17 protein-coding genes and 1 pseudogene are annotated in these 24,203 nt (G+C 71.7%); 8 read left to right on the top strand and 10 right to left on the bottom strand.

The features are described from left to right. Positions 1 to 34: 34 nt before the first annotated feature. Complete coding sequence (locus DZA62_RS30760; RefSeq protein ID WP_157988015.1) at positions 35 to 727, bottom strand: peptidoglycan recognition protein family protein; 693 nt, start codon at positions 725 to 727, stop codon at positions 35 to 37. A 335-nt stretch (positions 728 to 1,062) separates the two neighbouring features. Between DZA62_RS30760 and DZA62_RS30755 the strand changes: the two genes are divergently transcribed. Continuing rightward, positions 1,063 to 2,172: a M48 family metalloprotease gene (locus DZA62_RS30755; RefSeq protein ID WP_116952787.1), complete on the top strand. Its 1,110-nt coding sequence runs from the start codon at positions 1,063 to 1,065 to the stop codon at positions 2,170 to 2,172. Positions 2,173 to 2,180: 8 nt separating this feature from the next. Continuing rightward, a complete protein-coding gene (locus DZA62_RS30750; RefSeq protein ID WP_116952786.1) occupies positions 2,181 to 3,779 on the top strand; it encodes a type IV secretory system conjugative DNA transfer family protein in 1,599 nt (532 codons plus the stop codon). A 158-nt stretch (positions 3,780 to 3,937) separates the two neighbouring features. On the opposite strand, the pseudogene DZA62_RS37730 reads toward DZA62_RS30750, so the two are convergent. The 6 genes and pseudogenes from DZA62_RS37730 to DZA62_RS30725 all read right to left on the bottom strand — a co-directional run. Beyond that, positions 3,938 to 4,138, bottom strand: a pseudogene (locus tag DZA62_RS37730) (alpha-L-rhamnosidase C-terminal domain-containing protein); the annotation flags it as partial. Between the two features lie 39 nt (positions 4,139 to 4,177). Beyond that, complete coding sequence (locus tag DZA62_RS30745) at positions 4,178 to 8,431, bottom strand: GDSL-type esterase/lipase family protein (protein WP_116952785.1); 4,254 nt, start codon at positions 8,429 to 8,431, stop codon at positions 4,178 to 4,180. A gap of 130 nt (positions 8,432 to 8,561) precedes the next feature. Continuing rightward, positions 8,562 to 11,831 carry a glycerophosphoryl diester phosphodiesterase gene (locus DZA62_RS30740; protein ID WP_157988014.1) on the bottom strand — a complete coding sequence of 1,090 codons (3,270 nt, stop codon included), beginning with the start codon at positions 11,829 to 11,831 and terminating at the stop codon, positions 8,562 to 8,564. 80 nt (positions 11,832 to 11,911) lie between these two features. Further along, positions 11,912 to 13,183: an ABC transporter substrate-binding protein gene (locus DZA62_RS30735; protein ID WP_116952832.1), complete on the bottom strand. Its 1,272-nt coding sequence runs from the start codon at positions 13,181 to 13,183 to the stop codon at positions 11,912 to 11,914. Positions 13,184 to 13,251: 68 nt separating this feature from the next. Further along, positions 13,252 to 14,163: a carbohydrate ABC transporter permease gene (locus DZA62_RS30730; protein ID WP_116952783.1), complete on the bottom strand. Its 912-nt coding sequence runs from the start codon at positions 14,161 to 14,163 to the stop codon at positions 13,252 to 13,254. Beyond that, positions 14,160 to 15,104, bottom strand: a complete 945-nt coding sequence (locus DZA62_RS30725) for a carbohydrate ABC transporter permease (protein WP_116952782.1) — start codon at positions 15,102 to 15,104, stop codon at positions 14,160 to 14,162. Before DZA62_RS30725 ends, DZA62_RS30730 begins: the two co-directional genes overlap by 4 nt. Before the next feature lie 108 nt (positions 15,105 to 15,212). Here DZA62_RS30725 and DZA62_RS30720 point away from each other — a divergent pair, with 108 nt between their 5' ends. Both DZA62_RS30720 and DZA62_RS30715 read left to right on the top strand, forming a co-directional pair. Further along, complete coding sequence (locus DZA62_RS30720; RefSeq protein ID WP_116952781.1) at positions 15,213 to 16,028, top strand: IclR family transcriptional regulator; 816 nt, start codon at positions 15,213 to 15,215, stop codon at positions 16,026 to 16,028. A gap of 199 nt (positions 16,029 to 16,227) precedes the next feature. After that, positions 16,228 to 17,292 (top strand): 3-deoxy-7-phosphoheptulonate synthase, encoded by a 1,065-nt coding sequence (locus DZA62_RS30715; RefSeq protein WP_116952780.1) that lies wholly within the window; start codon positions 16,228 to 16,230, stop codon positions 17,290 to 17,292. A gap of 9 nt (positions 17,293 to 17,301) precedes the next feature. On the opposite strand, the gene DZA62_RS30710 is transcribed toward DZA62_RS30715, so the two are convergent. The 3 genes from DZA62_RS30710 to DZA62_RS30700 are packed head-to-tail and all read right to left on the bottom strand — an operon-like array spanning position 17,302 to position 19,978. Next, entirely contained in the window at positions 17,302 to 17,895 is a 594-nt protein-coding gene (locus DZA62_RS30710) for a DUF624 domain-containing protein (protein WP_116952779.1), read from the bottom strand. 14 nt (positions 17,896 to 17,909) lie between these two features. Continuing rightward, complete coding sequence (locus tag DZA62_RS30705) at positions 17,910 to 18,812, bottom strand: dihydrodipicolinate synthase family protein (RefSeq protein ID WP_116952778.1); 903 nt, start codon at positions 18,810 to 18,812, stop codon at positions 17,910 to 17,912. Continuing rightward, the gene (locus DZA62_RS30700) at positions 18,809 to 19,978 is read right to left on the bottom strand and encodes a mandelate racemase/muconate lactonizing enzyme family protein (protein WP_116952777.1); all 1,170 of its coding nucleotides are present in this window, start codon (positions 19,976 to 19,978) and stop codon (positions 18,809 to 18,811) included. Before DZA62_RS30700 ends, DZA62_RS30705 begins: the two co-directional genes overlap by 4 nt. An 85-nt stretch (positions 19,979 to 20,063) precedes the next feature. Here DZA62_RS30700 and DZA62_RS30695 point away from each other — a divergent pair, with 85 nt between their 5' ends. The 4 genes from DZA62_RS30695 to DZA62_RS30680 are packed head-to-tail and all read left to right on the top strand — an operon-like array spanning position 20,064 to position 24,200. After that, positions 20,064 to 20,855, top strand: a complete 792-nt coding sequence (locus DZA62_RS30695; protein ID WP_116952776.1) for an IclR family transcriptional regulator — start codon at positions 20,064 to 20,066, stop codon at positions 20,853 to 20,855. A 34-nt stretch (positions 20,856 to 20,889) separates the two neighbouring features. Next, on the top strand, positions 20,890 to 22,344 hold the full coding sequence (locus DZA62_RS30690) for an ABC transporter substrate-binding protein (protein WP_116952775.1): 1,455 nt from the start codon (positions 20,890 to 20,892) through the stop codon (positions 22,342 to 22,344). Between the two features lie 3 nt (positions 22,345 to 22,347). Continuing rightward, complete coding sequence (locus DZA62_RS30685; protein ID WP_116952774.1) at positions 22,348 to 23,307, top strand: carbohydrate ABC transporter permease; 960 nt, start codon at positions 22,348 to 22,350, stop codon at positions 23,305 to 23,307. Further along, on the top strand, positions 23,304 to 24,200 hold the full coding sequence (locus DZA62_RS30680; RefSeq protein ID WP_116952773.1) for a carbohydrate ABC transporter permease: 897 nt from the start codon (positions 23,304 to 23,306) through the stop codon (positions 24,198 to 24,200). The genes DZA62_RS30685 and DZA62_RS30680 overlap by 4 nt, the downstream gene beginning before the upstream one ends. The last annotated feature ends 3 nt before the right edge of the window (positions 24,201 to 24,203 follow it).

Raw genomic sequence — 24,203 nt, 5'->3', positions numbered from 1 at the left:
CGCGGATTCGCCGGCCGGATCTCGTGGCGCCGGCTCAGCGGTCCTTGCCTGCCGCGGCGTCCTGCACGGCCTTGAGCTCGGACGCGGTGATGTCGTCGCTGCCGGTCGCGAGCTTCACGACCGCGCGAGCGATGGAGATGTTCTGCTCGCGGATGTAGGCGGTGTCGCGGGCGACCTGGTTGAGCATGGCGGCCTGTTCCGGGGTCATGTCCGTCTCCTCGGGAGTGTTGGTCAACTCGATCACCGGGTCGCCCGGGCAGGCGGTCTGAGCACCCGATACCTCACGATGTCCGCGGACGTCGGTGCGGCCGGGCCAGCGCCGGAGGAACACGTCGCGGCGGAAGTCCCAGAACGCGGCGGACATCGCCGATGTCGGCCGCTCCCGGTCGCCGACGATGCACAGCACGCCGACGAACTCGTGGTTGGCGTCGGGATTGCTCGGACTGGCGCTGTGTGCGCCGACGCGGGCGGAGCCACGCAGGTCCCAGACGCGTCCGGCCTGGTCGATGGCGAAGTTGTAGCCGATGTCGGACCAGCCGCGGTCCTCGACGTGGTAGGCACGCCAGCCGCGCAGCCGTCCGGCGACGCGATCGGCGGTCTCGACCCCGTAGGCGTCGGTGGTCGAGCCCGGCCAGTGGCAGGCGAGGCCGACGAGCTGGTTGCCGGTCAGCTGGGCGCCGCCTCGCGCCGTGGACGTCCAGGCCGAGCGGGGCAGGTAGGTGGTCACGGTTCCCGCCCCGGATCCGGCGCGTCGGGCAATGGCGGCTCGATCTCGCCGCGTCCGTCCTCGGCGGTGAACGGGTCGACGTCGACGTCGAAGTCGCGTTGTGCGGTTGTCATGACCGCTCTCCTCCCGTCAATACGATGCATAGGGACGATATGATCGTTTTCTACCCTGACGAACCGCATGTCAAGCATCATGTCGCTTCGGCGCGTCGCGGCCGGCTAATTTCGGCCGGCCGGCCCGACCCTGTCACCGGACGGCCATATGGTGACCTACACAGTTGCGCGGCCGGCAGCCGGCCGCTGTAATCGAAGATCACGAGTTCATCGGAGGCGGCGATGAGCGACGACGGCCGGACATCCGGCGTGCGGCCCAGCGGGCCACCGGGCGGCTTCGACGACCCCGAACCGCCCGCGGCCACCGGCCTGACCGGACTGCGGCAGCGCTTCACCACGTCGTCCGACACCACCACCCCGCGGCCGCTGCGCACCCGCCGCACCGCCGACCTCTCCACGCTGGCCTCGCTGGTCCTGGCGCTGCCGTGGTTCCTGTTCAGCCTCACGGTCGTCGGCATGGTGGGGCTGGGCATCGGCGCGCTCGTCGGCAACACCACCGTCGTGCCCATCCTCTGCATGGTGCTGTGGCTGGCCAGCGGTGTGCTGATCTTCTACCGGCCGGTCGAGGTGGGGGTCGCCCGGTTCTTCCTGCGCGCCCGCCGCCCCACGCCCAGCGAGCGCGACCGGCTCGAGCACGCCTGGCACGAGGTCAACCACGCCGCCGGCCGCGACGGCGGCAAGTACCAGCTGTTCATCGAGGACAGCGACGCGCTGAACGCCTACGCCGCGTCCGGGCACATCGTCACCGTCACCCGCAAGACGCTCGAGGCCATGCCGCACCACCACCTGGCCGCGGTGCTGGCGCACGAGCTGGGCCACCACCTGGGCGGCCACGCGTGGAGCAACCTGCTGGCCTACTGGTACTCCGTGCCGGCGCGGCTGCTCACCCGGGTGCTGCGCATGGTGCTGCGGCTGGTCGTCGCGGTGTTCTCCATGCTGTTCGCGGTGGTCGCGCGCATGCCGGCGCTGGCGTCGTTCATCGCGAAGGTCATCACCTGGTCGCTGCTGTTGTTCGTGGTGTTCTTCGTGACGGTGCTCATGGTGACGGCGGTGCAGTCCGGCCAGACGTGGGCGCCGCCGACGGTCGCGCTGATCGTGCTGACGCCGCTGATCCTGCCCTGGCTGGCCCGGCGCAGCGAGTACCGCGCCGACCGCATCGCCGCCAACCTCGGTTACGGGCACGCGCTCATCGAGGTGTTCGAGGACTGGCTGCGCCAGGGCATGGACGACGACCGCCGCAACTTCGTGCTGCGGGCCCGGCTGTTCAGCACCCACCCGGCGCTGGCGGCACGCATCAAACGACTCGACGCCTACCTGCGGAAGAACGCGTAGGAGACTCCATGCCGATCCGACGACGCCGCGGCGAGACCCCGTGGGACGTGCTGCGCGCCGCCCATCCCGACGCCGCCGTGGCCATGGACCGGCTGGTCCAGGACGGCCGGCTGTCCGACGTCGACACCGCCCGCATCGTCGGCGCGCTCGACGCCCGCGCCGACGACACCACGGCGCTGGCCCAGCTGGCCGACGAGATCGTGCGGTACGGCCCGGCGGCGCTGGCGCACCCGTCGGCGCTGCACGACCTCCCGGTGCCGCGGCTGGCCAAGCACAACCTCACGCTGGGACAGGTCCGGCTCGGCCGCACCGTCCAGGACCCCCACGCCGACACCGTCATGACCCAGGACTTCGGCATCGACCAAGACGTCCTGCGCACGTCGCTGCTGGTCATCGGGCCGCCGGGGTCGGGCAAGACGCGCGGGTTCGCGCTGCCGATCGTCGAGCACCTGTCGCTGTCGGCGCTGGCCGGGCAGTCCAGCGTGGTCGTCGTCGACCCCAAGGGCGACGACTTCGCCCACCAGGGCTGGTTCGACGTCACCATCGACCCCCTCAACCCCACCACCGGGTTCGACCTCTACGGCGGCACCAACCACCCCGACACCGCAGCCGACCGGCTGGCCAGCGCCATGCTGCCGCCGTACGTCACCGACGACATGGCCTACTTCATGGACGGCTCGCGCAACGCGCTGTACGCGTGCCTGGCGCCGTTCCACCTGGCGTTCGGGCGGTGGCCGAAGATCCGCGAGATGCTGGCGCTGCTGCGGTCCGAGCAGGGCATGACCGACCAGGTGAAGGCGAACCTGCGCGGGCCGGACGGCAAGGAGGCCAAGGCGCTGCTCGACAGCCGCCGCGACCAGCTGGCCCGCAACGCCGACCCCGCCGCGTCGCTGGTCGAGCGGTTCCAGCTGCTGGCCCGGCCGCGGCTGATGGAGCTGTTCGACCGCGACAACACCTTCCGCATGCACGACATCAACAAGCCGCTCCGGGTGCGGGTGTCGCTGCCCGAGGCCGAGTTCCCCGACGCCACCCGCATCCTGGCCCGGCTGGTGGTGTCGCAGTTCGTGCAGGTCACGTCCGCACCCGACACCAACCGTGGCATCTTCAAGGCGCTCGCCATCGACGAGGCCGGCCGCTTCGTCGACGACTACGTCGCGCGGGGCGTGCAGAAGCTGCGCTCGAACAACGCGGGGCTGATCCTGCTGGCGCAGACCATCAGCGACTTCCCCGTGCAGGTCCGGGCCACGGTGTTCGGGTCGGTCGGGTGCAAGGCGGTGTTCGGCGGCATCGACCCCGTCGACGCCAAGGTCTTCTCCGACTGGTTCGGCGACCACTGGGTGTCCGAGGTCAGCTACAGCCAGGGCGAGGCGACCGGGCTGGCCCGCACCAGCGGCAGTTCCCGCGACAGCCGCGGCGGCTGGAACCGCTCCGACGGCGAGACCCGCAACTGGGGCGTCACCAAGGGCACCAACCTGCGCCGGGTCGAGCGGCCGCGGTGGACGGTCTCCGACATCGTCACCCGCATCCCGGCCGGCCACTGCGTCGTCGCGCTGTCCCGCTCCGACGGCACCCGCACCGGCCCGACGCTGATCAACCTGCGGGCCTGACGCGCCGGACCTCGGGCAGGTCCGGCGCCCCGGCCCGCCCAGAGCTCAGAACGGAAGCGGTACCGGCCTGATCCGAGCTCGTAGACGGCGTATCCGTCTCGGACGTCGAGGATCCGGACACCGTCAGCGCGGTCGGCCGGACGCCTGCCTTCGGTGATGCTGCCGGGATCCGAGGTGGGGACGTGCACGGTCGCCGTCGCGTTGACGGGAACGGTGACCTCGAGCTCGAAGGTGTCGCCGGTGTGGTCCCACTCCGCCTCGATCTCGCCGCGGGTCGACTCGTACGTCGCTCTGCTCTCGTCGACGCCCCCGGGGTGCGGGCGGGACGACGAATCGCTCGTCGCCCGGCCCGGAAGGATCCGGGGAGATGCTGGTGCGACCGAGACGATCGAGAAACGTCAGCGGGTCACCGGTGCCAGAAGCGCGAGGTCCACCACCTCGGCCAGCCGTTCCCGCCCGGCGTCGCTGGGGTGCAGGTGGTCGCCCTTGTCGTAGGCCGGCAGCAGTCGCTCCGGTGCGGCCGGGTCGCGCAGCGCGGCGTCGAAGTCGATGACGCCGTCGAAGCCGCCGTCGGTGCGCAGGAACTCGTTGACCTCCTGACGCACCGTCTCCTTCGCCGGTGTGTAAGTCGCCGCTCCGCCGAACGGGGTGAGCGTGCCGACCACCAGCCGCAGCCCGCGCGCGTGCGCCCGCTCGGCGATCTCGCGGTACCCCTCGATCAGCGGCGCCGACGTGGTCACGCTGCGGGAGACGTCGTTGATGCCCTGGAACAGCACCACGGTGTGCACGCCCGGCTGGTCCAGGGCGTCGCGGTCCAGGCGGTCCAGCGTGCGCGGCCCGTAGCCGTCGAACAGGATCCTGTTGCCCGACATGCCGGCGTTGAGCACGCCGGACTGCTCGGCCACCGGCAGCTGGAGGATCCGCCGGGCCAGGTGATCGGTCCAGCGCAGGTTGGTGTCCGGCACGTCGCCGCCGCCGTCGGTCAGCGAGTCGCCGACGAACACGACGGCGCCGGCCGCCTCGGTGCGGTCGAACGAGACCCGGTCCAGCCAGAACCAGTGCACCAGCTCATCGGTGAAGGCCGCGCCCCCGGTCTCGGCGGTGTGCCGGCCATCGGCCAGGTACGTCGTCGCCGACGGCCGCAGATGCCCGGTCACCGTCTCCACCGAGCCGGGCACGTACGCGCTGACGACGACGTCCGAGGCCGCGGGCCAGCTGCCGGGTACGGGGTCGCTGACGACCGAGCCGCCCGCCGGCACCGTGACCGTCGTCAGGCCGCCGAACGTCACCGGCCGGGCGCTGCCGTCGACGAGTGCGGCGCCCTCCTGCTGCTCCGCGACGCTCACCTCGCCGAACGTGACCGGCCCGAGGCCGAAGGCGTTGGTGAGCCGGATCCGCAGGTCGTCGCCGCCGACACTGGTGCGCACGACCATCCGGACCGTCTGGTTCTCGATCCGCACGTCCTCCAGCAGCGACGACGACGCCGTCCAGGTGCCGGTGCCGGGATGCGGCGGGTCCGCCACGACCGGAGAGAAGCGTACGGCGTCGCCCCGGGCGTTTCCGGGGGCGTCGCCGACGGTCAGCGTGACAGAGCCGAGCTGGTCCGCGGTGAACTCGTACTCACCGAGTGAGACCCAGCTGCCGCCGGTCGTCGTCTGGTCCAGCACGACCTCGGACTGCCCGCCCGCATGCGACACCGTGAAGGTGGCCGCCTTCGCGCTGTTGGTGTGCAGCGGGAACCAGACCGCGACGTCGTAGCCGCCGTCCGGCAGTCGCGCGGACCAGGTGGCCGTGGAACCGTCCGTCGTGCTGAAGCGGGACCTGGAACCGTCGAACCCGGCCAGGGCGCTGCCGGCCCAGGTGCCCGTCTCGGCGTACGCCGGTGTCTGCGGATCGCAGGTCGGCGGCGTGCCCTCGTCGGTGACCGTGACGACCGCCGGGCCGCCGCCGGGCGCGGCGACCACCACCGGAGCGGAGTGTGGCCCGGCGCCGACGGCGTTCACCGCGGCGACGGTGTACGTGCCGGCCGCCTGTTCCACGCCGCCGAGGCCCAGGGACGTGCCGGTCGTGCTGCCGGCCAGGCCGTCGCCGCAGGTCGCGGAGCCGGACACCTCCACCACGTACGCCCGGGCGCCGGGCACCGGGTCCCAGCTCAGGGTGACCTGGCCGTCGGTGCCGGTGGCCGCCGTCACCGCGGCCGGAGCCGCGTCAGGCGCCGCCGACTCCACCGGCAGCGAGTGCGCCGCCCGGCCGCCGCCGCTGAGCACGTAGTCGTGTCCGGGCTCGAACGGGAACCGGAACGCGCCGGTGACGTCGTCGACGACGAACGACACGACCTGGCCCGTGGTGCGGTCGGTGACCCGCAGCCGCTGCGGGTCCCAGCCGGTGTTCGCGTTGAGGATCGTGCTGTCCGACGTCCCGTCCGTCCACTCGAACCGCGAGGCCCGCGCCACCGGGTAGACCTCGGCGGCGAAGCCGGCGATCTCGCCGGCATCGTCGCGGTCGCGCGTCACGAGCACGCCCTTGCCGCCGACGAACGCCGGCACCCGGTCGGTGCCCATGGCGTAGTCCTCGAGCGTGCGCGGGCCGTCGAACACGGCACCGGTCTCGTAGTCGATCCACCTGCCCTCGGGCAGGTACACGTCCCTGGCCACGGCGGTGTCGAAGTCGGCGCCGAACACCGGCGCGGCCAGCAGCGACTCGCCGAACATCCACTCGTACTGCCGCGTCTCGTCGTTCACCAGGCCGTAGGTGGCGGGATCGTCGGGGTAGGCGACGGGCAGCGGCGTCATGGCCGACGGGTAGCCGGTCTCGTACCCGTCGAGCACGGCGTCGTAGACGTACGGGTGCAGTGCGTCGTGCCACAGCGCGAGGTCGCGTACCTGCTCGGCGTAGTCGGCCCGGCCCAGCTCCCACGGCCCTTTGCCGAACGCCAGCACGGGGGTGAGCGCGTTGAACTGCGCGTTGCGGACGAAGTAGTCCATGTACGCCGGGTCGCTCAGCGAGGGACCGGGGGTGCCGCCGACGTAGTCGGGGTACAGGTTCCCGGCGCCGCTGGCCGCCATGTTCAGCAGGTTCACCGGCATCCGGTCGGGGTCCTCGTGGAACACCTCACCGGTGCCGTAGATGGTGTCGTTGATGCGGATGATGTCGCCCGGCACGGAGTAGGCGGCGTTGCGCACCATGAGCAGGTCACCGGCGTCGGCGAGGGCGGACTGCACGGCGTTCCAGTTGCCGTCCAGGTGGAGGTCCGGCGCGTAGAGCATCGTGTCCTCCTTCCACCCGTCGACGCCCCAGGCGCGGGTCCGCTCGACGTACCAGTCGACGGCGTCGGCGTCGGATCCGTCGAGCACGTAGCTGGGGCCGCTGGGGAACTGCGCACGCGTGACGACCGTCGGCGTGCCGTCGGCGTCCTCCAGGAGGAAACCCGCTGCGGCGGCTTCCTCCACGAACGTGCCGTCGTTCACCGGGTTGTGGTTGCCGCCGTCGGCCGGCAGCGCCTTGAAGTTGTTCCGGGCGCCCAGCAGCAGGTCGAGGTCGTTGTCCGCGAACAGCGCCTTGAGGCGGTCCGGGTCGGGGTAGCGCGGGTTCGGCAGCCCGGGCTGGGAGTCCTCGCGGCCGGGTTCCTCGGTGTCGTCCCACATGCCGAAGCTGTTCGTGGTGCCCTCGGTGGGGCGTCCGCGCGGGCCGGGCCAGAACCCGGATCCGACGACGCCCCAGCCCAGCGGGTAGCCGTGGTCGAGGAAGCCCTGGACGGTCTCCTCGACCGAGGACTGGTAGGTGTTCCAGGCCAGCGCGCCGTAGGCCTCCCAGCCCAGCTCGAACAGGTCCGGCCGGGGCTCGACGTCGGTGTAGCCGTGCTCGATCCGCGCGTCGCGGTAGTCGGCGTAGACCTGCTTCAGATCGCCGGCCAGGAAGTAGTGCACGGCGTCGACGCGATCCACACCGGCGACGCCCAGCCGGTTCTCGGTGTCGGTCAGGGCGACCCGCTTCTGCCCCTCGTCGAACAGCACCTGTCCGACCCCCTGTGCGGGGAACACGGTGAACGTGCTGATGTAGCGCTTGCACGACCCCTGGTTCGTGACGTTGTCCAGCACGATCCCGGTCAGCTCGAGCGTCGGGCGGGCCTCGACGTTGCCGCTGCACGGCGTGCCCTGGGCGGGCTGGCCGTCGGCGTGCGCGCCGTAGTCGCCCAGGCCGTACGCCGGGCCCGCCGGACCGGTGCGCAGGTCGACGGTGGCGTCCTCGACGCCGTCGACGGTCATACGTACGGTCCTGGCGGACGGGTGGACGTGCACCCGCACGGTCTCGCCCCCGGCCAGCTCGACGTCGAGCACGGCGGTGGCCGCGTTCGGGTTGCTGACGAGGTCGGTCCCGACGGCGTCGACATCGTCCACGCGCAGGCCTGACTCGGGGTGCGCCGGCAGCGTGGACCGGCCCGCGGCGTCGGTGAACCCGTACCGGAAGCCGTCCTTGACGATCGTCATGGTGTAGGTGTCACCACGCAGGACGATGCTGTCCGCGGTCTCGGTGACGGTCCCCGGGCGGCCCGGCGCCGCGGACGCCGACGCGTCGGCCGGGAGTGCCGCTCCGGTCACCGCCGTCGCGCCGGCGACGAAGCCGGCCACACCCGCCAGCAGTCCTCTCCGCATCACTGTCCTCCTCTTTCCTCGTCGGATCGGGCCGCCACGGCGAGCATCGCCTGGCCCTCGGTGGGGCTGAGCGGCCCGGCGGCCTGCCAGGTCGCCCGGTCGTGACACGAACCACTCGGACGAACGACGCTCACCGGTCCTCCCACTGCACGTCGTCGTAGATCTCGACCTCGAAGATGCGGGCGACGTCGACCTGGTCGCGGGAGCGGTCGGTGATCACCAGGCGGAGCTGATCGGTGCTGACCGGGTCGAGGCGCACGTCGCGGCGCAACGACCGGTTGTCCTCGACCGAGCCGATGTCGGCCCAGCCGCCGTCGGCGGTCCGCGCCTGCACGGTCCAGGCGACGACGATCTGCGCGTCGAGGGTCCCGGTGTAGAGCCGCAGCAACGCCGGCGTGGTCGGCGCGGCCAGCGTGATCGTGGCCGTCGGCAGGGTGTCGCCGACGGCGGACAGCCACCGGCTCGCGGTCGCGGTGCGGTTGCCGTCGACCAGGTTCGTGCCCGGGTACTGCGGCCCGAACACGGAGCTCACCTCGACCGGACGGCCGAGCGCGATGTTGGGGCCCAGCCGCGGGATCTCCCACCGCCGCGGGTCGGAGTAGCCGGTGACCCCGCCGGTCTCGGCCGCCACCCGCACCTCGACGGTGGCCGGAGCGGGCAGGCCGCGCAGGTCGATGCTCGCGGTGAGCGCGTGGCCCTCCTGCCGCGCTGTCGCGGCCCAGTCACCGCCGTTCACCCGCCACTCGGCCCAGGTGGTGGTGCTGGTCCAGTACGACCACGCCAGCGCCAGTGTGGTGTCGGAGCCGCTGAGCTCGAACCGGCGCAGCCGCGGGCCCTCGGGGTCGGGCTCCAGCGTGGTCCCGACCGCGATCACCGCGACGCCGTGGCCGTCGAGCCGGACCGTCCAGGTGTCCGGGTCCGCCCCGGCCGCGGCGTCGCCGGCCAGCACGTCGGTGCCGCCCCAGCTGGCCCGCTGCCCCGCGAGCAGCCCGCGCGGGTCCAGCCGCACCGTCGTCGTCACCGGCTCGGGCGACTCGTTGAGCGCGACGAGGAACAGGCGAGCGCCGTCGGTGGACCGCGCGGTCAGCCAGTCGACCTCCGGGTCGTCGACGGTGACCAGTGTCCGCGGCATCCAGAGCTCGGCGGCGTGCCCCAGGATCGTGCCCGGCGCGAAGCCGTAGGGCCGGTGCGAGCCGACCTTGGCCGTGCAGAAGCCGTGCGGGAACACGACGCCGCCGCCCGTGCGCAGGTGCGCCTCCGCCAGCAGGTAGTCCATCAGCCAGCCCATGTGCCACCAGCCGTGCCATGGGAAGACGGCCGAGCCGCCGTTGCCGGCGGCCCAGTAGTACGACGGGATGCCGGAGAGCTCGCCCACCCACTCGTCGCGGCCCCGGGCGGCGGCGCGGGCGAGGTCGAGGAACAGCCGCCGCCCGGTCAGCTGATGGAAGCGGACGAACGCGCCGGCGTGGCTGGTCAGCAGGATCGGGCCGGCGCCGTTGACGCTGCCGCCGTACCCGGCGTGCTCGAACGGCAGGCCGGTCTGGCTGAGCTGCCAGTCCTCGACCGGGCCGCCGTTGAACGTCTTCGGGTCGCGGCCGGCCACCGGGTGGTCGTAGAGGTGCAGCGTGTAGAACGTGGCGCACCGCAACGCGGCGTCCAGGTACGACTGCTCGCCGGTGAGGTCGTGCAGGTCGAGCAGCGCCTGAGCGGCGAACACGACCTGGAAGTCGCGGAGCAGGCCGACGTCGTCGCAGACCCCGATGAAGTTGCCGGTGTCCACGGCGTTCTCGATGAACCAGTCCGCGCCGCGGCGGGCCGCCTCGAGGTAGCGATCGTCGCCCAGCACGGAGAACGCCGGCACGAACCCGTACCAGGTGGCCCGCAGGTCCGGCAGGTCCGGGTACTTGCGCTGGTCCGGCTGGTCCCGCAGGTACCCGATGTCGAAGCTGCCGTCGTCGTGCTGCCACTCCAGCAGCCGCTCGGCGCCCAGCCGCAGCCGCTCGCGGATCTCGGCGTCCCCGGGGTCGAACAGCGCGATGTTGCCGTCGTCGGCCAACGTGTAGAAGGTGGTCATCATCGGCGAGACGTAGTCGGGGCCGTAGGTGGCCTCGCGGCCGGCCCACACGATCTCGCTGATCCAGCGCCCGTCGCGGAAGTACTCCCCCAGCGCGGCGCCCTGGAACGGTCCCGCGGCGGTCTGCTGCTGGCCCAGCTTGAAGTTGCGCGCGTACGGCAGCCGGTCGTGCACGAACACCGGGTCGCCGGTCAGTCGCGTCATCATCCACATGGCGCCGACGTCGGAGAGCTTGCCGCTCTCGGCACCCAGGGTCATGCCGTCGAACTCCCAGGTGTGCCAGCGCGAGTCGGGTGTCACCAGGAAGTCGTGCATCCGGTTGATGCGGTGCGAGAGCGAGTCGGTGGCGCGCGCCAGCGGCACGCGGCCGGGCAGCCGGTAGACGTCGGTGGTGACGTGTTCGGTGACCTCCGGCCAGCCGCCGGCCGTGACGACGTAGCGGAACGTGACCGTGACCGGCTGCCCGGCCTCCAGCCAGGAGCCGCGCTGCCCCAGCACGGGCGAGAACAGCGTGGGCGTCAGCAAGCCGCCGAGATCGCGCGGCGACAACCCCACCTGCCACACCGTCTGCTCGGAGCGATCGGCCGGCCACGGGTCGCGGGCCAGCGACGGGTCGGCCGCGACGGCGATGGTCGCGGCGTCGCCCGCGCTCTCGACGGCCGCCACCAGACTCGTGACGCTGCGCTCCTCGGCCAGCAGCGGCACCGCGGGGACGCCGAGGTTGAACCAGCGGCTCTGCTCGGCGTCGGCGGCCGGCACCGACGACGTCCAGTACCCCGGCACGACCGCCCAGCCCAGGTCCTCGTCGGCGACGGTGGCCAGGGTCGGGCTGGGCAGGCTGTACCAGCCGGCGCGCCGCGGGGTCCACGTCAGGTCGACCAGCACGTCCGCACCGAAGTCAGGGTCCAGCCGCCAGCTCGCCACCAGGTCGCCGCTCGGGTGCGTGCAGGCGAACTCGACGCTGCCGTCGCCGGCCGTCGCCTCGCGGGCCCGCAGGTCGAGGTACCGACCGGCCTGCGCGCGCCGCACGGCCTCGCGGTCCGGCGCCGCCGGCTCGGAGTACGTCAGCACCCCGTAGCCGCCGGCCGGGGTGAACACCGGCCGCCAGCCGGCGCCGTCACGGACCCGGACCGATCCGGTCACCCAGCCTCCGGCGTCACGCACCCACTCGATCGCGACGCGGTCGCCGGCGAGGGCGACCCGCCGGCCGTCCGCCGCGGCTGCCGCGGCCGCGGGTCCGCCCGCCCCCACGGCGGCTCCGGCCGCGGCTCCCGCGGCGAGGCTGAGGAAACGGCGTCGGGGCAGGCGTGCATGGTGCAGGGGCATGGTGGGTCTCCTCGATGCGTCGATGAATTGAGGACCGGCACCCCGCTACGCCCCCCGTGACGCAGTGAGGAGGGGGTGGATCAGATCAGCGCCTGCACCGCCTCTCCCGCCGCGGCCATCGCGTCGGCCGGCGACGAGCTGCCCACCAGGACGGCCTGCACCTGCTCCGCGACGGCCGACTCCATCTGCGCGTACTGCGGGTACTGCCAGAACGGGTTGACCGTCGCGGTGGCCGTGACCCGCTCGCTGAAGGCGGCGGTGAAGGCGTCGCCGGTGACGGCGCCGGAGTCGAGCGCCGCCTGGGTGGTGGGCGGCAGGCCCAGGTCCTCGAAGAAGCCGACCGTCGTCGCCTCGTCGGAGGTCAGCCACTGCGCGAACTCCGCCGCGGTGCCGGAGCCGTCGCCGTCGACGACGACGATCGCGTGCCCCCAGAACAGCGCCCGCGGGTCGTCGCCGGACTGCACGACCGGCCGCGAGATCGGGTCGAGCTTGCTGGCGAAGTCGGGGTCGGGCGACTCCCCCACGACCGCGCTCTTGCCGACGATGGCGTCGTCGTAGATGGCGGCGCGGCCCTGGCTGAACAGCGCGCGGGCGTCGAAGCGGTCGACGTCGGGGGCGATCAGGCCCTCGTCGTAGAGCTTCTTGTACCAGGCCACGGCCTCGATGCTGGCCTCGTCGCCGATCGTCACCGTGCCGTCCTCGACCAGCGGGCTGCCGAAGGTCTGCATCCAGATGAGGATGTCCTTGAGCTGAGCGACCTTGGTCGAGGCCGCGTACGGGATGATGTTGTCGCCGAGGCCCTTCAACGCCCGCAGCGTCGCCTCGAAGTCCTCGATGGTCGTGGGCGCGGCGGTGATGCCGGCCTGCTGCATGAGCTCGGTGTTGGTGACCAGGCCGATGGCGCCGATGGTCCACGGCAGGCCGAACTGCGTGCCGTCGTACTGGCCGGCCTGCAGGGCGGCGTCGGTGTAGCCGCGGCCGTCGGCGAACGAACCGAGATCGGTCAGCTTGCCGAGCGCGGCCAGCGCGCCGAGCCAGGCGACGTCGACCTGCGCCGCGCCGCTGAACTGCCCGCCGCGCACCTGGAGCGTCAGCTGGTTGAGGTACTCGTTGTACGGGTAGGTGACCGGCGAGATCGAGATGCCGGCGTCGCCCTCGAACGAGCTGATCAGGCCCTCGATGACGGGCTTCGGCGCCTCCTCGCTCAGCGACCACGAGGCGAAGCCGAAGTCCTGCGCGGCGCCGCCGCTGGTGGGTGTGCTGCTCGAACCGCCGCTGGTGTCGTTGCCGTCGGCCGAGGGAGCGCAGGCGGCCAGACCGCCGAAGCCGACGGCGCCCGCTCCCAGGCCCATCAGCTGGAGGAGACGGCGGCGGGAGTAGGTGGTGCTCACGTGGAACCTCCGAAAGCGTGAAGGACGGGTCAGCCCTTGACGGCGCCGGCGGTGAGGCCGCCGACGAGATAGCGCTGCAGGACGATGAAGCCGATGACGACGGGCAGCGACACCACGAGCGACGCCGCCATGAGTTGCGGCCACGCCGTCTGCGCCTCACCGACGTAGGTGTTCACGAGGCCGGGGGGCAGCGTCTGCTTGTCCGGGCCGGCGAGCGTGAGGGCGAAGATGAAGTCGTTCCAGCCACGGACGAAGGCGAACAACCCCGCGGCGACGAGGCCGGGCGCCGAGAGCGGCATGACGATGGAGTGGATGATCCGCAGCCGCGACGCGCCGTCGACCCGGGCGGACTCGATCAGCTCGTCGGGGATGGTGTCGAAGAACCCCTTGAGCATCCAGACGCACAGCGGCAGCGTGAACGTCGTGAACGACAGGATCAGCGCGGCGTAGCTGTTCAGCAGCCCGTAGGCGCTGAAGACCGCGTAGAGCGTGACCAGCAGCAGCGCCTGCGGGAACATCTGCGACGACAGCACGAGGTACATCAGCGAGCGCCGGCCGCGGTAGCGGAACTTCGAGAACGAGTAGCCCATGTAGGCCGAGACCAGGACGCTGAGCACGGCGGTGACGACGGAGACGACGACGCTGTTGACGAGGTAGCGGAACAGGTCGGGGTTGTCGGCGAGGTCGGCGTAGTGCTCGAACGTGATGTCGGAGGGGAAGATCGACGGCGGGTAGCTGAACACCTGGTCCTGCGGGCTCAGCGACGTGGCCAGGAGCCAGTACACCGGCAGCAGCGCGAACGCGCCGAAGACGACGACGGCCACCCAGGCCGAGACGCGCGGGCCCCGCCGGGCGCGGGGCGAGCGCCGTCGCCGGCGGTTCGCGGGCGCCGGGTCCGTCGTCACCGAGTCGGCCGGCCGGGTCGAGGTCACGGTGCTCACCTCTCCTCACCTCGCTCGGAGAAGCGGACGTAGACGACGACGAGGAGCAGAAGGATCACCATCCACAACAGGCCGAGCGCCCCGGCCCGGCCGAGGTCGAAGCCACGGAAGGCGGTCTCGTAGACCGAGGTGGCGAAGGTCTGGGTGGTTCCGGCCGGGCCGCCGCCGGTCAGCACGTAGATGATGTCGAAGTGCTGGAAGTTCCAGATGAACTCCAGCAGCAGCACGAGCCCGACAATGCCCTTGAGGTGGGGCAGCGTCACCGAGAAGAACCGCCGGATGGTGCCGGCGCCGTCCATCTCGGCCGCCTCGTGCAGTTCGGGCGGCACGGTCTGCAGACCGGCCAGCAGCATCACCATCATCCACGGGAAGCTGGCCCAGGTCTTCGCGATGATGACCGCCGCCATGGCCGTCCCCGGCTCCGCGAGCCACGCGTGCGGCTCGTCGATGATGCCGAGCCCTTCCAGCAGTCCGTTGGCCACGCCGTAGTTGGCGTTGAAGATCCACATCCACAGGAACGACACGACGACGCCGGGCACCAGCCACGGCACGAGGAAGATCCCGCGGAAGAACCGCTGCCCGCGCAGCCCGGTGTTGAGCGCCAGGGCCAGCCCGAACCCGACGACGAAGGGGATGAGCGTGCTGCCGAGGGTGAAGACGAACGTCTGCCGGAAGATCTGCCAGAAGTCGTCCTCGAGCACGGCCCGGAGATTCTCGAGCCCGACGAACTCGCGGCCCGGCACCACCAGGCTCTGCTCGAAGAAGGCCGTCACCAGCGCCGAGACGAGGGGATAGAGCACGACCGCGATCAGCAGAGCGAACCCGGGCAGGGTCAGGACGACCGCGAACGCACCGTCACCGATGCGTCGCGGTGCCGTCGTCGAAGGCGCGTCGACGTTCGCTACGCCTGCACGACCTTGTGCCACAGTGCCCCCATGCATCGGGTGGAGATGGTATGCAACATGTGCATACACTACGCACATGTTGTTATGTGTCAAGCGTGTGTTTCATGCGCTGGTCAGAACGGTGACCTCAGCGCGAGGCCAGCGATGACTCCGCCGGCGCGCGGGCGCGAGTCCACGGGCGGCACGCAGAGCGTCGAGCGCGCCCTGTCGCTGCTCTCGGTCTTCTCCGAGGAACGCCCCCAGCTGCGGATCTCCGAGCTCGTCGCCGCCACGGGCCTCGGCCAGTCGACGGTGTCGAGGTTGACCGGTGCACTGGTCGGCCTGGGCTTCCTCGCCCACGACGGACGCAGCAACCTCTACGGGATCGGCCCGCGGATGGTGACGCTGGCCGCCATCGGACTCAACGAGTCGCCGGTGCACCAGCAGTCGCGCCAGCTCGTCCAGGAGCTCGCGGCCACGGTCGGCCTGGGGGTCAACGTCGCCGAGCGGCACGGCGCGGAGCTGTTCTACCTGTGCCACTTCGAGGGACACCTGGCGCCGCGGCCGTCGACCCTGATCGGGCGCGGCGGCCCGCTGCACGCCACCGCCCTGGGCAAGGCACTCCTCTGCGAGCTGCCGGCCGATGCCGTCGCCGAGCTGATCGGCACCGAGTACGCGCGGTACACCCCGCGCACGGTCACGTCGCCGGCCGAGCTGGCCGTGGCGCTGGCCGAGGTCCGCCAGCGCGGCTTCGCCACCGAGCTGGAGGAGCTGGCCTTCGGGCGCACCTGCCTCGCGGCCCCGATCCGCGACCGCACCGGCCGCATCGTCGCCGCGTTGTCGGTGTCCGGGCCGCTCACCGCCATGAACCTGCCGGAACGTCAGGACGAACTGGCGATGACGGTGATCGAGAACGCCGACCGCATCTCGTCCGGTCTGGGCTACCACGCGGCGCCGGCCGCGCCGACCGGTCGGCTATAGTCGCTGCGTGACCTTGGTTCGTCGGTATCCGTATTTTGCGCAGGCTCTGGGTGGAGCCGGGCGTGTCATGCGCTGACCGACGACCCACCCGGAGCCAGCTGGGCAGAGACGTCTCGTCTCTGCCCTTCGTCATGAGACGGGCCGGCTCGCAGGCGATCCGACGGGGCGTCCCGCTCGTTGCAGAGGAGACGTAGCACCCATGTCCGAGCCCCAGTCCCCCACCGGCGACCTGCGCGTCACCGGGTTCCAGCCGCTCATCCCGCCGGCGCGGATGCTGGCCGAGCTGCCGATGGACGAGGAGCACGCCGCGCTGGTCCGCTCCAGCCGGGCCGAGGTCCGCCGCATCATGACCGGCGAGGACGACCGCCTCATGGTCGTCGTCGGCCCGTGCTCGGTGCACGACCCGGTGGCCGCGCTCGACTACGCCCGGCGGCTGAAGCCGGTGGCCGACGAGCTGCGCGACGACCTCGCCGTCGTCATGCGGGTGTACTTCGAGAAGCCGCGCACGACGGTCGGCTGGAAGGGCCTGATCAACGATCCCGGGCTCGACGGCACCTACGACGTGCGGCGCGGGTTGCGCATGGCCCGCGAGCTGCTGTTCGAGGTGCTCGGCGCCGGACTGCCGGTGGGCTGCGAGTTCCTCGAGCCGATCAGCCCGCAGTACATCGCCGACACCGTCTCGTGGGGCGCCATCGGGGCCCGCACGCCGGAGAGCCAGGTGCACCGCCAGCTCGCGTCCGGCCTGTCGATGCCGGTCGGCTTCAAGAACGCCACCAGCGGCGACGTCCAGGCGGCCATCGACGGCTGCACGGCGGCGGCGCACGGTCACGTGTTCTTCGGTGTCGACCACGACGGCCGCGCGGCCGCCGTCAGCACCGCCGGCAACCCCGACTGCCACGTCATCCTGCGCGGCGGCAGCGCCGGCCCGAACTACGGCCCGGACCACGTCCGCGACGCGCTCGCGCTGCTGCACAAGGCGCAGCTGCCGCAGCGGCTGGTCATCGATGCCAGCCACGGCAACAGCGGCAAGGACCACGAGCGGCAGGCCGTCGTCACCGCCGAGATCGCCGCGCAGGTCGCGGCCGGCCGGCGCGGCATCGCCGGCGTCATGCTGGAGAGCTTCCTGGTGGCCGGCCGGCAGGACATCGGCGCCACCCCGCTGGTCTACGGCCAGAGCGTCACCGACGCCTGCATGAGCTGGGAGACGACGCAGGGCCTGCTCGGCGACCTCGCGGCGGCCGTCCGCGCCCGCCGGGGCGCCTGAGCGAGAACGTCACCCAGCCAGCCCGCGCTGCACGGTCAGAGTGGCCAGCAGCGCGGGCAGCGCGGGGAAGAACAGCGGGACGGCCGCCGGTGTCGTGAGCCAGCCACCCACCGCCAGCCCCACGACCAGCACCGCCACGGCCACCGTCGCCAGCGGCCGCCGCCACGCCACCTCGGCCGTGACCTGCCACGAGCGCACCACCGGCAGGTCGAGGTGGGCCACGACGGCGGGCAGCTGCAGCAGCGTCGCGAGGTATCCCGCGGCCAGCACGGCCATCGCGACGGCGAACGGCGTCGACCGCGCCAGCAGCAGGTAGAACACGATCACCCACACGGTGAGGATCGGCAGCCCGAGCACCAGCTGCGCCGAACGCAACGACGCACGCCAGGCGGCCCAGAAGTCGCGCCAGAGCCGCGGCGAGCGGTCCAGCACGTACGCCCGCAGCACCGTGTACAGCGCGGCCGTGGCCGGGGCCAGCCCGAACAGCACCAGCCCGGCCAGCACGCCGAGGAGCCACAGCACGTTGAGCGCGGCCAGCCGCACCGGCCAGTCGAGGTAGCCGTACAGCCGGCCGAACCGGCCGCCGACCTCGATGTCCGCCATGGTCCTCCCGAGCGTCACAGGTCCAACGCGGTCAGGATGTCATCCAGCAGCGCCCGCCCGCCCGCGTCCAGCGTCTTGGCCGGCAGCCGGACGGTCGCGTGCTCGATGATGCCGCGGCGCACCAGCACCTCCTTGTGCACCGCCCACGCGATGCCCTGCTGCAGGCCGTGCACGATCAGCGGCAGCAGTGTCGCGAACGCCGCCCGCGCGCGCACGCGGTCGCCGGCGTTCCACGCGGCCAGAACGGGCCCGAGCAGGTCCGGGAACTCGCAGGCCGGCATGGTGCCGATGGAGCCGCGCGCGTACTCGTCGAGCACGAACTGGGCGTTCTGGCCGCCGAGGACGGCGAACCCGTCGTCGTCGCCGATCGCGTCGGCGACGGCGCCGACCTTGGGCACCGTCGGCGGCGACTCGACCTTGACCGACGTGACGCCGTCGAGCTTGCTCAGCTCGACGATCAACGCCGCCGACATCGCGACGCCGGTCACGCCCGGCGCGTCCTGGACCATCACCTCGGTGCCCGCCGACGCGGCGAACTCGCCGATGAGCCCGTAGAACTCCACGAGCTGATCCGGGCCGGGCTTGACCATGAACGGCGGGAGCACCATGAGCGCGTCGGCGCCGCCGCCGGCGGCCTCGCGGGCCTGCTCGAGGGCGGTGATCGAGGACGTGCCGTTCACGCCCGCGACGACCGGGACGGCATCGGCGACCACCTCGCGGACGTCGCGCAGGATGAGCTGGCGCTCCGTCGAGGTGAGCGCGAATCCCTCGCTGGCCATGCCGAACACCGCGACGCCGTCAACGCCGCTGGTCAGCTGGAACTCGACCAGCCGGCGCAGCCCGGGCCGGTCGAGCGTGCCGTCGGGGAGGAAGGGCGTGGCCAGGATCGGCACCAGGCCGTGAACGGTGTGGCTCATACGTTTCGGGACTCCTCGGCGAGCTTGCGGACGGTTTCCTCGTCGACGTCGATCCCGAGCCCGGGTCCGGCCGGCAGCGGGAAGCCGCCGGGGCCGAACGCGATCGGGTGCCGCAGGATGCGCCTGCCGACGTCGGTGGACTTGGGCTGGTACTCGAACACCTCGAGGTTCTCCACCGCGGCGCTGACGTGCAGGCCGGCGGCCAGGGCGACCGCGAGTCCGGTGGAGTGGTGCGGCGCGACCGGCAGGTGCCGGGCGGCCGCGAGCTCGGCGATGACCATCGCCTCGGTGATGCCGGTGCGGCCGACGTCGGGCTGCGCGATCCGCAGCGCCCGGGCGTCCAGCCACTCACCGAACTCGTAGCGGTTGCGAAGCGCCTCGCCGACGGCGATCGGGACCGGCGACGTCCGGGCGAGCTCGGCGTGCCCGGCGAGATCCTCGGGCGCCAGCGGCGCCTCCAGGAACCAGGCACCACGCTCGGCCAGGCCGGCGGCCAGTCGCCCGGCGTCGGTGACCGAGTACACCCAGTGCGCGTCGACCGCGATCCGCAGCGACGGTGCGGCGGCGCGGATGGCGTCGACGGTCGCCAGGTCGGCACCGACGCCGTTGCCCAGGTGCAGCTTGACCGCGGTGGCGCCGCGGGCCACCCACTCGGCGGCCAGCGCGGCCCGCTCGTCGTCGGTGGTCTTCGGCAGCCCCGAGACGTACACCGGCACGTGCTCGCGGAAGGCGCCGCCGAGCAGTTCCGCGACCGGGCGGCCGGCGAGGCGCCCGGCCAGGTCCCAGAGCGCGATGTCGACGGCGGCCAGGGCGTCGGCCTGGTGCCCCACCAGGTGACCGCGCTCGCGCATGAGGTCGCGCAGCCGGGACCACGCCGGTCGCGGCCGGGTGGCGTCCATCCCGCGCAGCACCGGCGCCAGGAGCAGGTCGACCACCGTCGCCGGCACCTCGGGCGCGACCGGTGCCAGCGCCTCGCCCCAGCCGGATGTCCCGTCCTCGGCCGTCACCTTGACCAGGAGTGCCTCGAAGCGCTCCGAGTAGAGGCTGCGCCACGGCTCGCGCACGGCGTACCCGGCGCCGATCTCGCTACCGTCGCGCAGCGCGCCCAGGTACGCCTCGTCGGAGCCCAGCTTGAGGACGAACGTCTCGATATCACGAATCAACATGCGTCATCCGAAGAGGGCTTGACTTCATGCACCATATGCGTAACTCTCCCACATGATGCACGGTTCCTTCAATCTCAGGAGCGCAGTGGCAACGGACCAGGCCACGAACCAGAGCGTCGAGAAGGCAGTGACCGTCCTCGGCGCCTTTCTCGACGGCCGCGCCCTGCGTGTCTCCGACGTTGCCAAGCACGCCGGACTCGGCCAGTCGACGGCGTCCAGGCTGCTGGCGACCCTGGAGTCGTTGCAGTTCGTCGAGCGCGACGCCGTCAGCACCCTTTACAGGCTGGGACCCGCGCTGCTGACGCTGGCCGGTGTCGCGATCAACCAGCACCCGGTGCACCGCGAGGCCCGGCAGGCGGCCCAGCTGCTGGCCGGAACGCTCGGCCTGGGCGTCAACGTCGCGGTCCGGCAGGGCTCGTCGCTGTTCTATCTGTGCAACTTCGAGGGCCGGCTGGCGCCGAAGTCGTTCACGCTGATGGGCCAGCGCAATCCCCTGCACGCCACGGGCATCGGCAAGTGCCTGCTGCTCGCGCTCTCCCCGGCCGAGCGCCGGGAACTGGTCCCCGACCTGCACCGCTACACACCGCGCACCATCTGCGACCACGACGAGCTCGACACCGCGCTCGACCTGGTCGCGCACCGCGGCTACGCCACCGAGGTCGAGGAACTGGCGCTGGGACGTTCCTGCGTCGCGGCCCCGATCCTCGACCAGTCAGGCAGCATCGTCGCCGCGCTGTCCATCTCCGGCCCGCTCTCCGCGCTGGGACTCGCCGACGGTGATCCCGAGCTGGCCAGCACCGTCATCGAAGTGGCCGACGCGATCAGCGTCGGCCTCGGCTATCTCGGTCCCCGGCACGCGCCGGCGGAGCGACACTGACCCACGTTCACCGACAAAGGAGTCCCCGAGAACCATGTCCCGCACACGACGCACGCTGCGCTGGGCAGCCGCCGCATCGGCCGTCGCCCTGACGGCCACCGGCTGCAACCTCGTCGGCAGCGGCGAGGACGACAGCAACGACGACGCCTCCGGCGAGAACGTCACCATCACCGTCGCGCTGGTCCCCGACCCGCCCGGCGCCAGCGAGTTCTACCGGGCCCAGTTCGACCAGTTCGAGGAGGACAACCCGGGCATCACCGTCGACGTCATCGAGAACCCGACGGACCAGCAGTTGAACGCCGTCGAGCTGATGTTCCAGCAGGGCGACCCGCCGGACGTGTTCCGGGCCCAGGCCGAGGGCTTCGACCGGATGTACGAGCGCGGCTGGACGCACTCGCTGGAGGAGTTCGTCACCGACGAGTTCATCGACCGCTTCCCCGAGGGCACGATGAACCCGGCGACGTCCGGCCTGCACCGCGACGGCGAGCTGTACACGCTGCCGCTGGTGACCGGTAAGTGGGACGTCCGTGTGCTCATCTACAACGAGGCGGTCCTGCGCGACAACGGCTACGACGCGCCGCCGGAGACGTGGAGCGAGCTCGAGGAGATGGCCACCACCATCACGCAGAACGGCGGCGGCTCGGTGTTCGGCTACGCGCCGGCCTCCAACAAGGCCGCCGCCGTCGAGATGCTCGCGCAGACCGCGGTGCCGTACTCCGTGGTCAGCGAAGGCATCGACTTCCGCACCGGCCAGCCCGCGACGGCGTCGCCGGGCATGGTCGAGGCGGTCGAGCTGCACCGCCGGATGCAGGCCAACGGCGTCATGGTGCCGGGCTGGGAGAGCTGGGACGGCAGCCGCGCGTTCACCGAGTTCGCCGCCGGCACGATCGCCATGTACCCGAGCGCGCCGTGGCACGTCGCGGAGATCCGCAAGCTCGACCCGGAGATCGAGATGGGCGTGGCGGCGCTGCCGGTGCCGGACGACGGTCGCGGCGGCTACACGCCGATGAAGCAGCCGTTCCAGCCGATCTGGTCGATGTCTTCGGAGACGGAGCACCCGGAGCAGGCATGGGCGGTCATGGACTTCCTCGCCTCGGAGGACTTCCACCGCGCCTACTACGAGGAGTTCGGCACGCTCACCGCGGTCGAGAGCGCCTGGGAGGACCAGGCGGCGGAGAACCCGGACCAGGCGGCGATCCTCGCGGTCGCCGAGGAGGGCATGCGGCTGGTGCCGAACCCGAAGCTGGCCACCCCGGGCGGCGCGGCCATCCTGCAGGCGCGGGCGCAGCGGCCGGAGCTCAAGCACACCGACGCGGCGGTCGACGCGATCATCAACAACAAGCCGTTCCTGCCGATCGCCGAGGCCCTCGACGCCCAGATCCAGACCTTCCTGGACGAGACGCTGACGGAGTTGAGCGGCACCGCCACCATCGACGACATCACGTTCCCCAGCTGGGATCCGCTCGAGAACTACACCCCGGAGCAGTAGTCCATGGCCTCCTTGCAAGCCCCCGCCCGGCGGCCGCGCGCCGCCGGGCGGCCCCGGGCGGCGCGCTGGCGCCGGCACGCCTGGAGCTACGCGTTCCTGGTGCCGGCCGCGCTCCTGTTCTGCGGCTTCTCGATCTGGCCGATGCTGGCCAGCTGGTGGTACTCGTTCTTCGAATGGGACGGCGTCGGCGCCCCGACCGACTGGATCGGGCTCGACAACTTCCGCGACGTGCTCGGCGCCGGCGGGTTCTGGGACGCGTTCTGGCACTCGTTCCTGTTCTCGCTCGCGGCGCTGTTCATCGAGCTGCCGCTGGCGCTGATACTGGCGATCCTGCTGAACAATGCCTGGCTGCGCGGGCGCAACGTGTACCGGCTGGCGCTGTTCCTGCCGGTCGTCACGACCACCGCGGTCGTCGGCATCGTGTTCGCGATCCTCTTCGACCCGATCCGCGGCGTGGTGAACACCGCGCTCACCGACATCGGGCTGGTCGACTCACCCATCAACTTCCTCGGCTCGACGACGACCGCGCTGCCGACGCTGATCGGGATCGATATCTGGAAGGGCTTCGGCATCACGCTGATCTACTGGCTGGCGGCGCTGCAGACGATCCCGAAGGACATCCACGAGGCGGCGTTGATCGACGGCGCCAACCCGCGGCAGTCGCTGCGCTTCGTCGTGCTGCCCATGCTGGTGCCGCTGGCGATCGTCATCCTGCTGCTGGTCTTCCAGCGCAGCCTCAACACGTTCGACCTGGTGCAGGCCACCACGCAGGGCGGGCCGAACTACGCGACGGACGTGGTGCCGACCTACATCTACCGGTTCGCGTTCGACCCGTTCCTGCAGGCGCCGCGGTACGGCTTCGCCTGCGCGGCCGGCGTCGTCTTCGGCGTCATGACCCTGCTGATCACGTTGCTGCAGGCCCCGGTCCTCCGGCGCCAGTACAAGGCGGGAGCGACGACATGAGCACCACCGAACTCGTCCGCGACACCCCGGCGCCACCCGCGCCGGCCGGCCCCGACCGGCGCAACCGCTGGTACCGGATCAGGCCCAACCTCTGGCACCTGTTCCTCATCCCGTTCTGCCTGCTCTGGGTCTATCCGTTCATCTGGATGATCTCGGCGGCGTTCAAGTCGCCGAGCGAGATGCTGCTGGGCGGATTGTCGCTGATCCCGGACGACTGGACGTTCGACAACTTCGACCGGGCCTGGACGACGGCGAAGTTCGGCGACTACACGATCAACACCATCACGTTCTCGATCACGGTGGTGCTGCTGGTCCTGCTGACGTCGGCGACGGCCGGCTACGCGCTCTCGCGACCGGACCTACCGGGCAAGAAGGTGATCGTCGGCATCCTGATCGCCACGATGTTCATCCCCCACGGGTACACCATCATCCCGGTGTTCCTGCTGATCAACGACCTGGGGCTGAACAACGGCCTGCTCGGCGCCGCGCTGGCGCAGGCCGGGCCGGTGCTGGTCGTGCCGATCCTGCTGTTCATGGGGTTCTTCGCCGGCATCCCCCGCGATCTGGAGGACGCCGCCCGAGTGGACGGTGCCGGGTACGTGCGCACGTTCCTGCGGGTCATGCTGCCGTTGTCCCGGCCGGTCATCGGCACCGTGACGCTGCTGAACTTCATCACCGCCTGGAACTCGTTCTTCATCCCGCTGGTGTTCACGCTCGGCGCGCCGGAGCTGCGCACGCTGGGTGTCGGCATGTTCAGCTTCTTCGGCCAGGAGGGCACCGACTGGACGGGGCTCGCGGCGGGCGCCTGCATCAGCACCGTCCCGATCGTGATCGTCTTCCTGTTCCTGCAGCGCACGTTCGTCGAGGGCATCGCCGGCGCGGTGAAGACCTGACCA

The organism is Jiangella endophytica (assembly GCF_003427025.1).
In the GTDB taxonomy this organism is placed as follows: Bacteria; Actinomycetota; Actinomycetes; order Jiangellales; family Jiangellaceae; genus Jiangella; species Jiangella endophytica.
Note: the sequence above shows the minus strand (reverse complement) of the source record. Positions and strands in the feature narration are given on the sequence as shown.

What these genes read in the sequence shown, in the direction of transcription:
- DZA62_RS30755 (WP_116952787.1), top strand. Translation starts at nt 1,063, where the DNA reads ATGAGCGACGACGGCCGGACATCCGGCGTGCGGCCCAGCGGGCCACCG.
- DZA62_RS30750 (WP_116952786.1), top strand. Translation starts at nt 2,181, where the DNA reads ATGCCGATCCGACGACGCCGCGGCGAGACCCCGTGGGACGTGCTGCGC.
- DZA62_RS30745 (WP_116952785.1), bottom strand. Translation starts at nt 8,431, where the DNA reads ATGCGGAGAGGACTGCTGGCGGGTGTGGCCGGCTTCGTCGCCGGCGCG.
- DZA62_RS30740 (WP_157988014.1), bottom strand. Translation starts at nt 11,831, where the DNA reads ATGCCCCTGCACCATGCACGCCTGCCCCGACGCCGTTTCCTCAGCCTC.
- DZA62_RS30735 (WP_116952832.1), bottom strand. Translation starts at nt 13,183, where the DNA reads ATGGGCCTGGGAGCGGGCGCCGTCGGCTTCGGCGGTCTGGCCGCCTGC.
- DZA62_RS30725 (WP_116952782.1), bottom strand. Translation starts at nt 15,104, where the DNA reads ATGCATGGGGGCACTGTGGCACAAGGTCGTGCAGGCGTAGCGAACGTC.
- DZA62_RS30720 (WP_116952781.1), top strand. Translation starts at nt 15,213, where the DNA reads ATGACTCCGCCGGCGCGCGGGCGCGAGTCCACGGGCGGCACGCAGAGC.
- DZA62_RS30715 (WP_116952780.1), top strand. Translation starts at nt 16,228, where the DNA reads ATGTCCGAGCCCCAGTCCCCCACCGGCGACCTGCGCGTCACCGGGTTC.
- DZA62_RS30710 (WP_116952779.1), bottom strand. Translation starts at nt 17,895, where the DNA reads ATGGCGGACATCGAGGTCGGCGGCCGGTTCGGCCGGCTGTACGGCTAC.
- DZA62_RS30705 (WP_116952778.1), bottom strand. Translation starts at nt 18,812, where the DNA reads ATGAGCCACACCGTTCACGGCCTGGTGCCGATCCTGGCCACGCCCTTC.
- DZA62_RS30700 (WP_116952777.1), bottom strand. Translation starts at nt 19,978, where the DNA reads ATGTTGATTCGTGATATCGAGACGTTCGTCCTCAAGCTGGGCTCCGAC.
- DZA62_RS30690 (WP_116952775.1), top strand. Translation starts at nt 20,890, where the DNA reads ATGTCCCGCACACGACGCACGCTGCGCTGGGCAGCCGCCGCATCGGCC.
- DZA62_RS30685 (WP_116952774.1), top strand. Translation starts at nt 22,348, where the DNA reads ATGGCCTCCTTGCAAGCCCCCGCCCGGCGGCCGCGCGCCGCCGGGCGG.
- DZA62_RS30680 (WP_116952773.1), top strand. Translation starts at nt 23,304, where the DNA reads ATGAGCACCACCGAACTCGTCCGCGACACCCCGGCGCCACCCGCGCCG.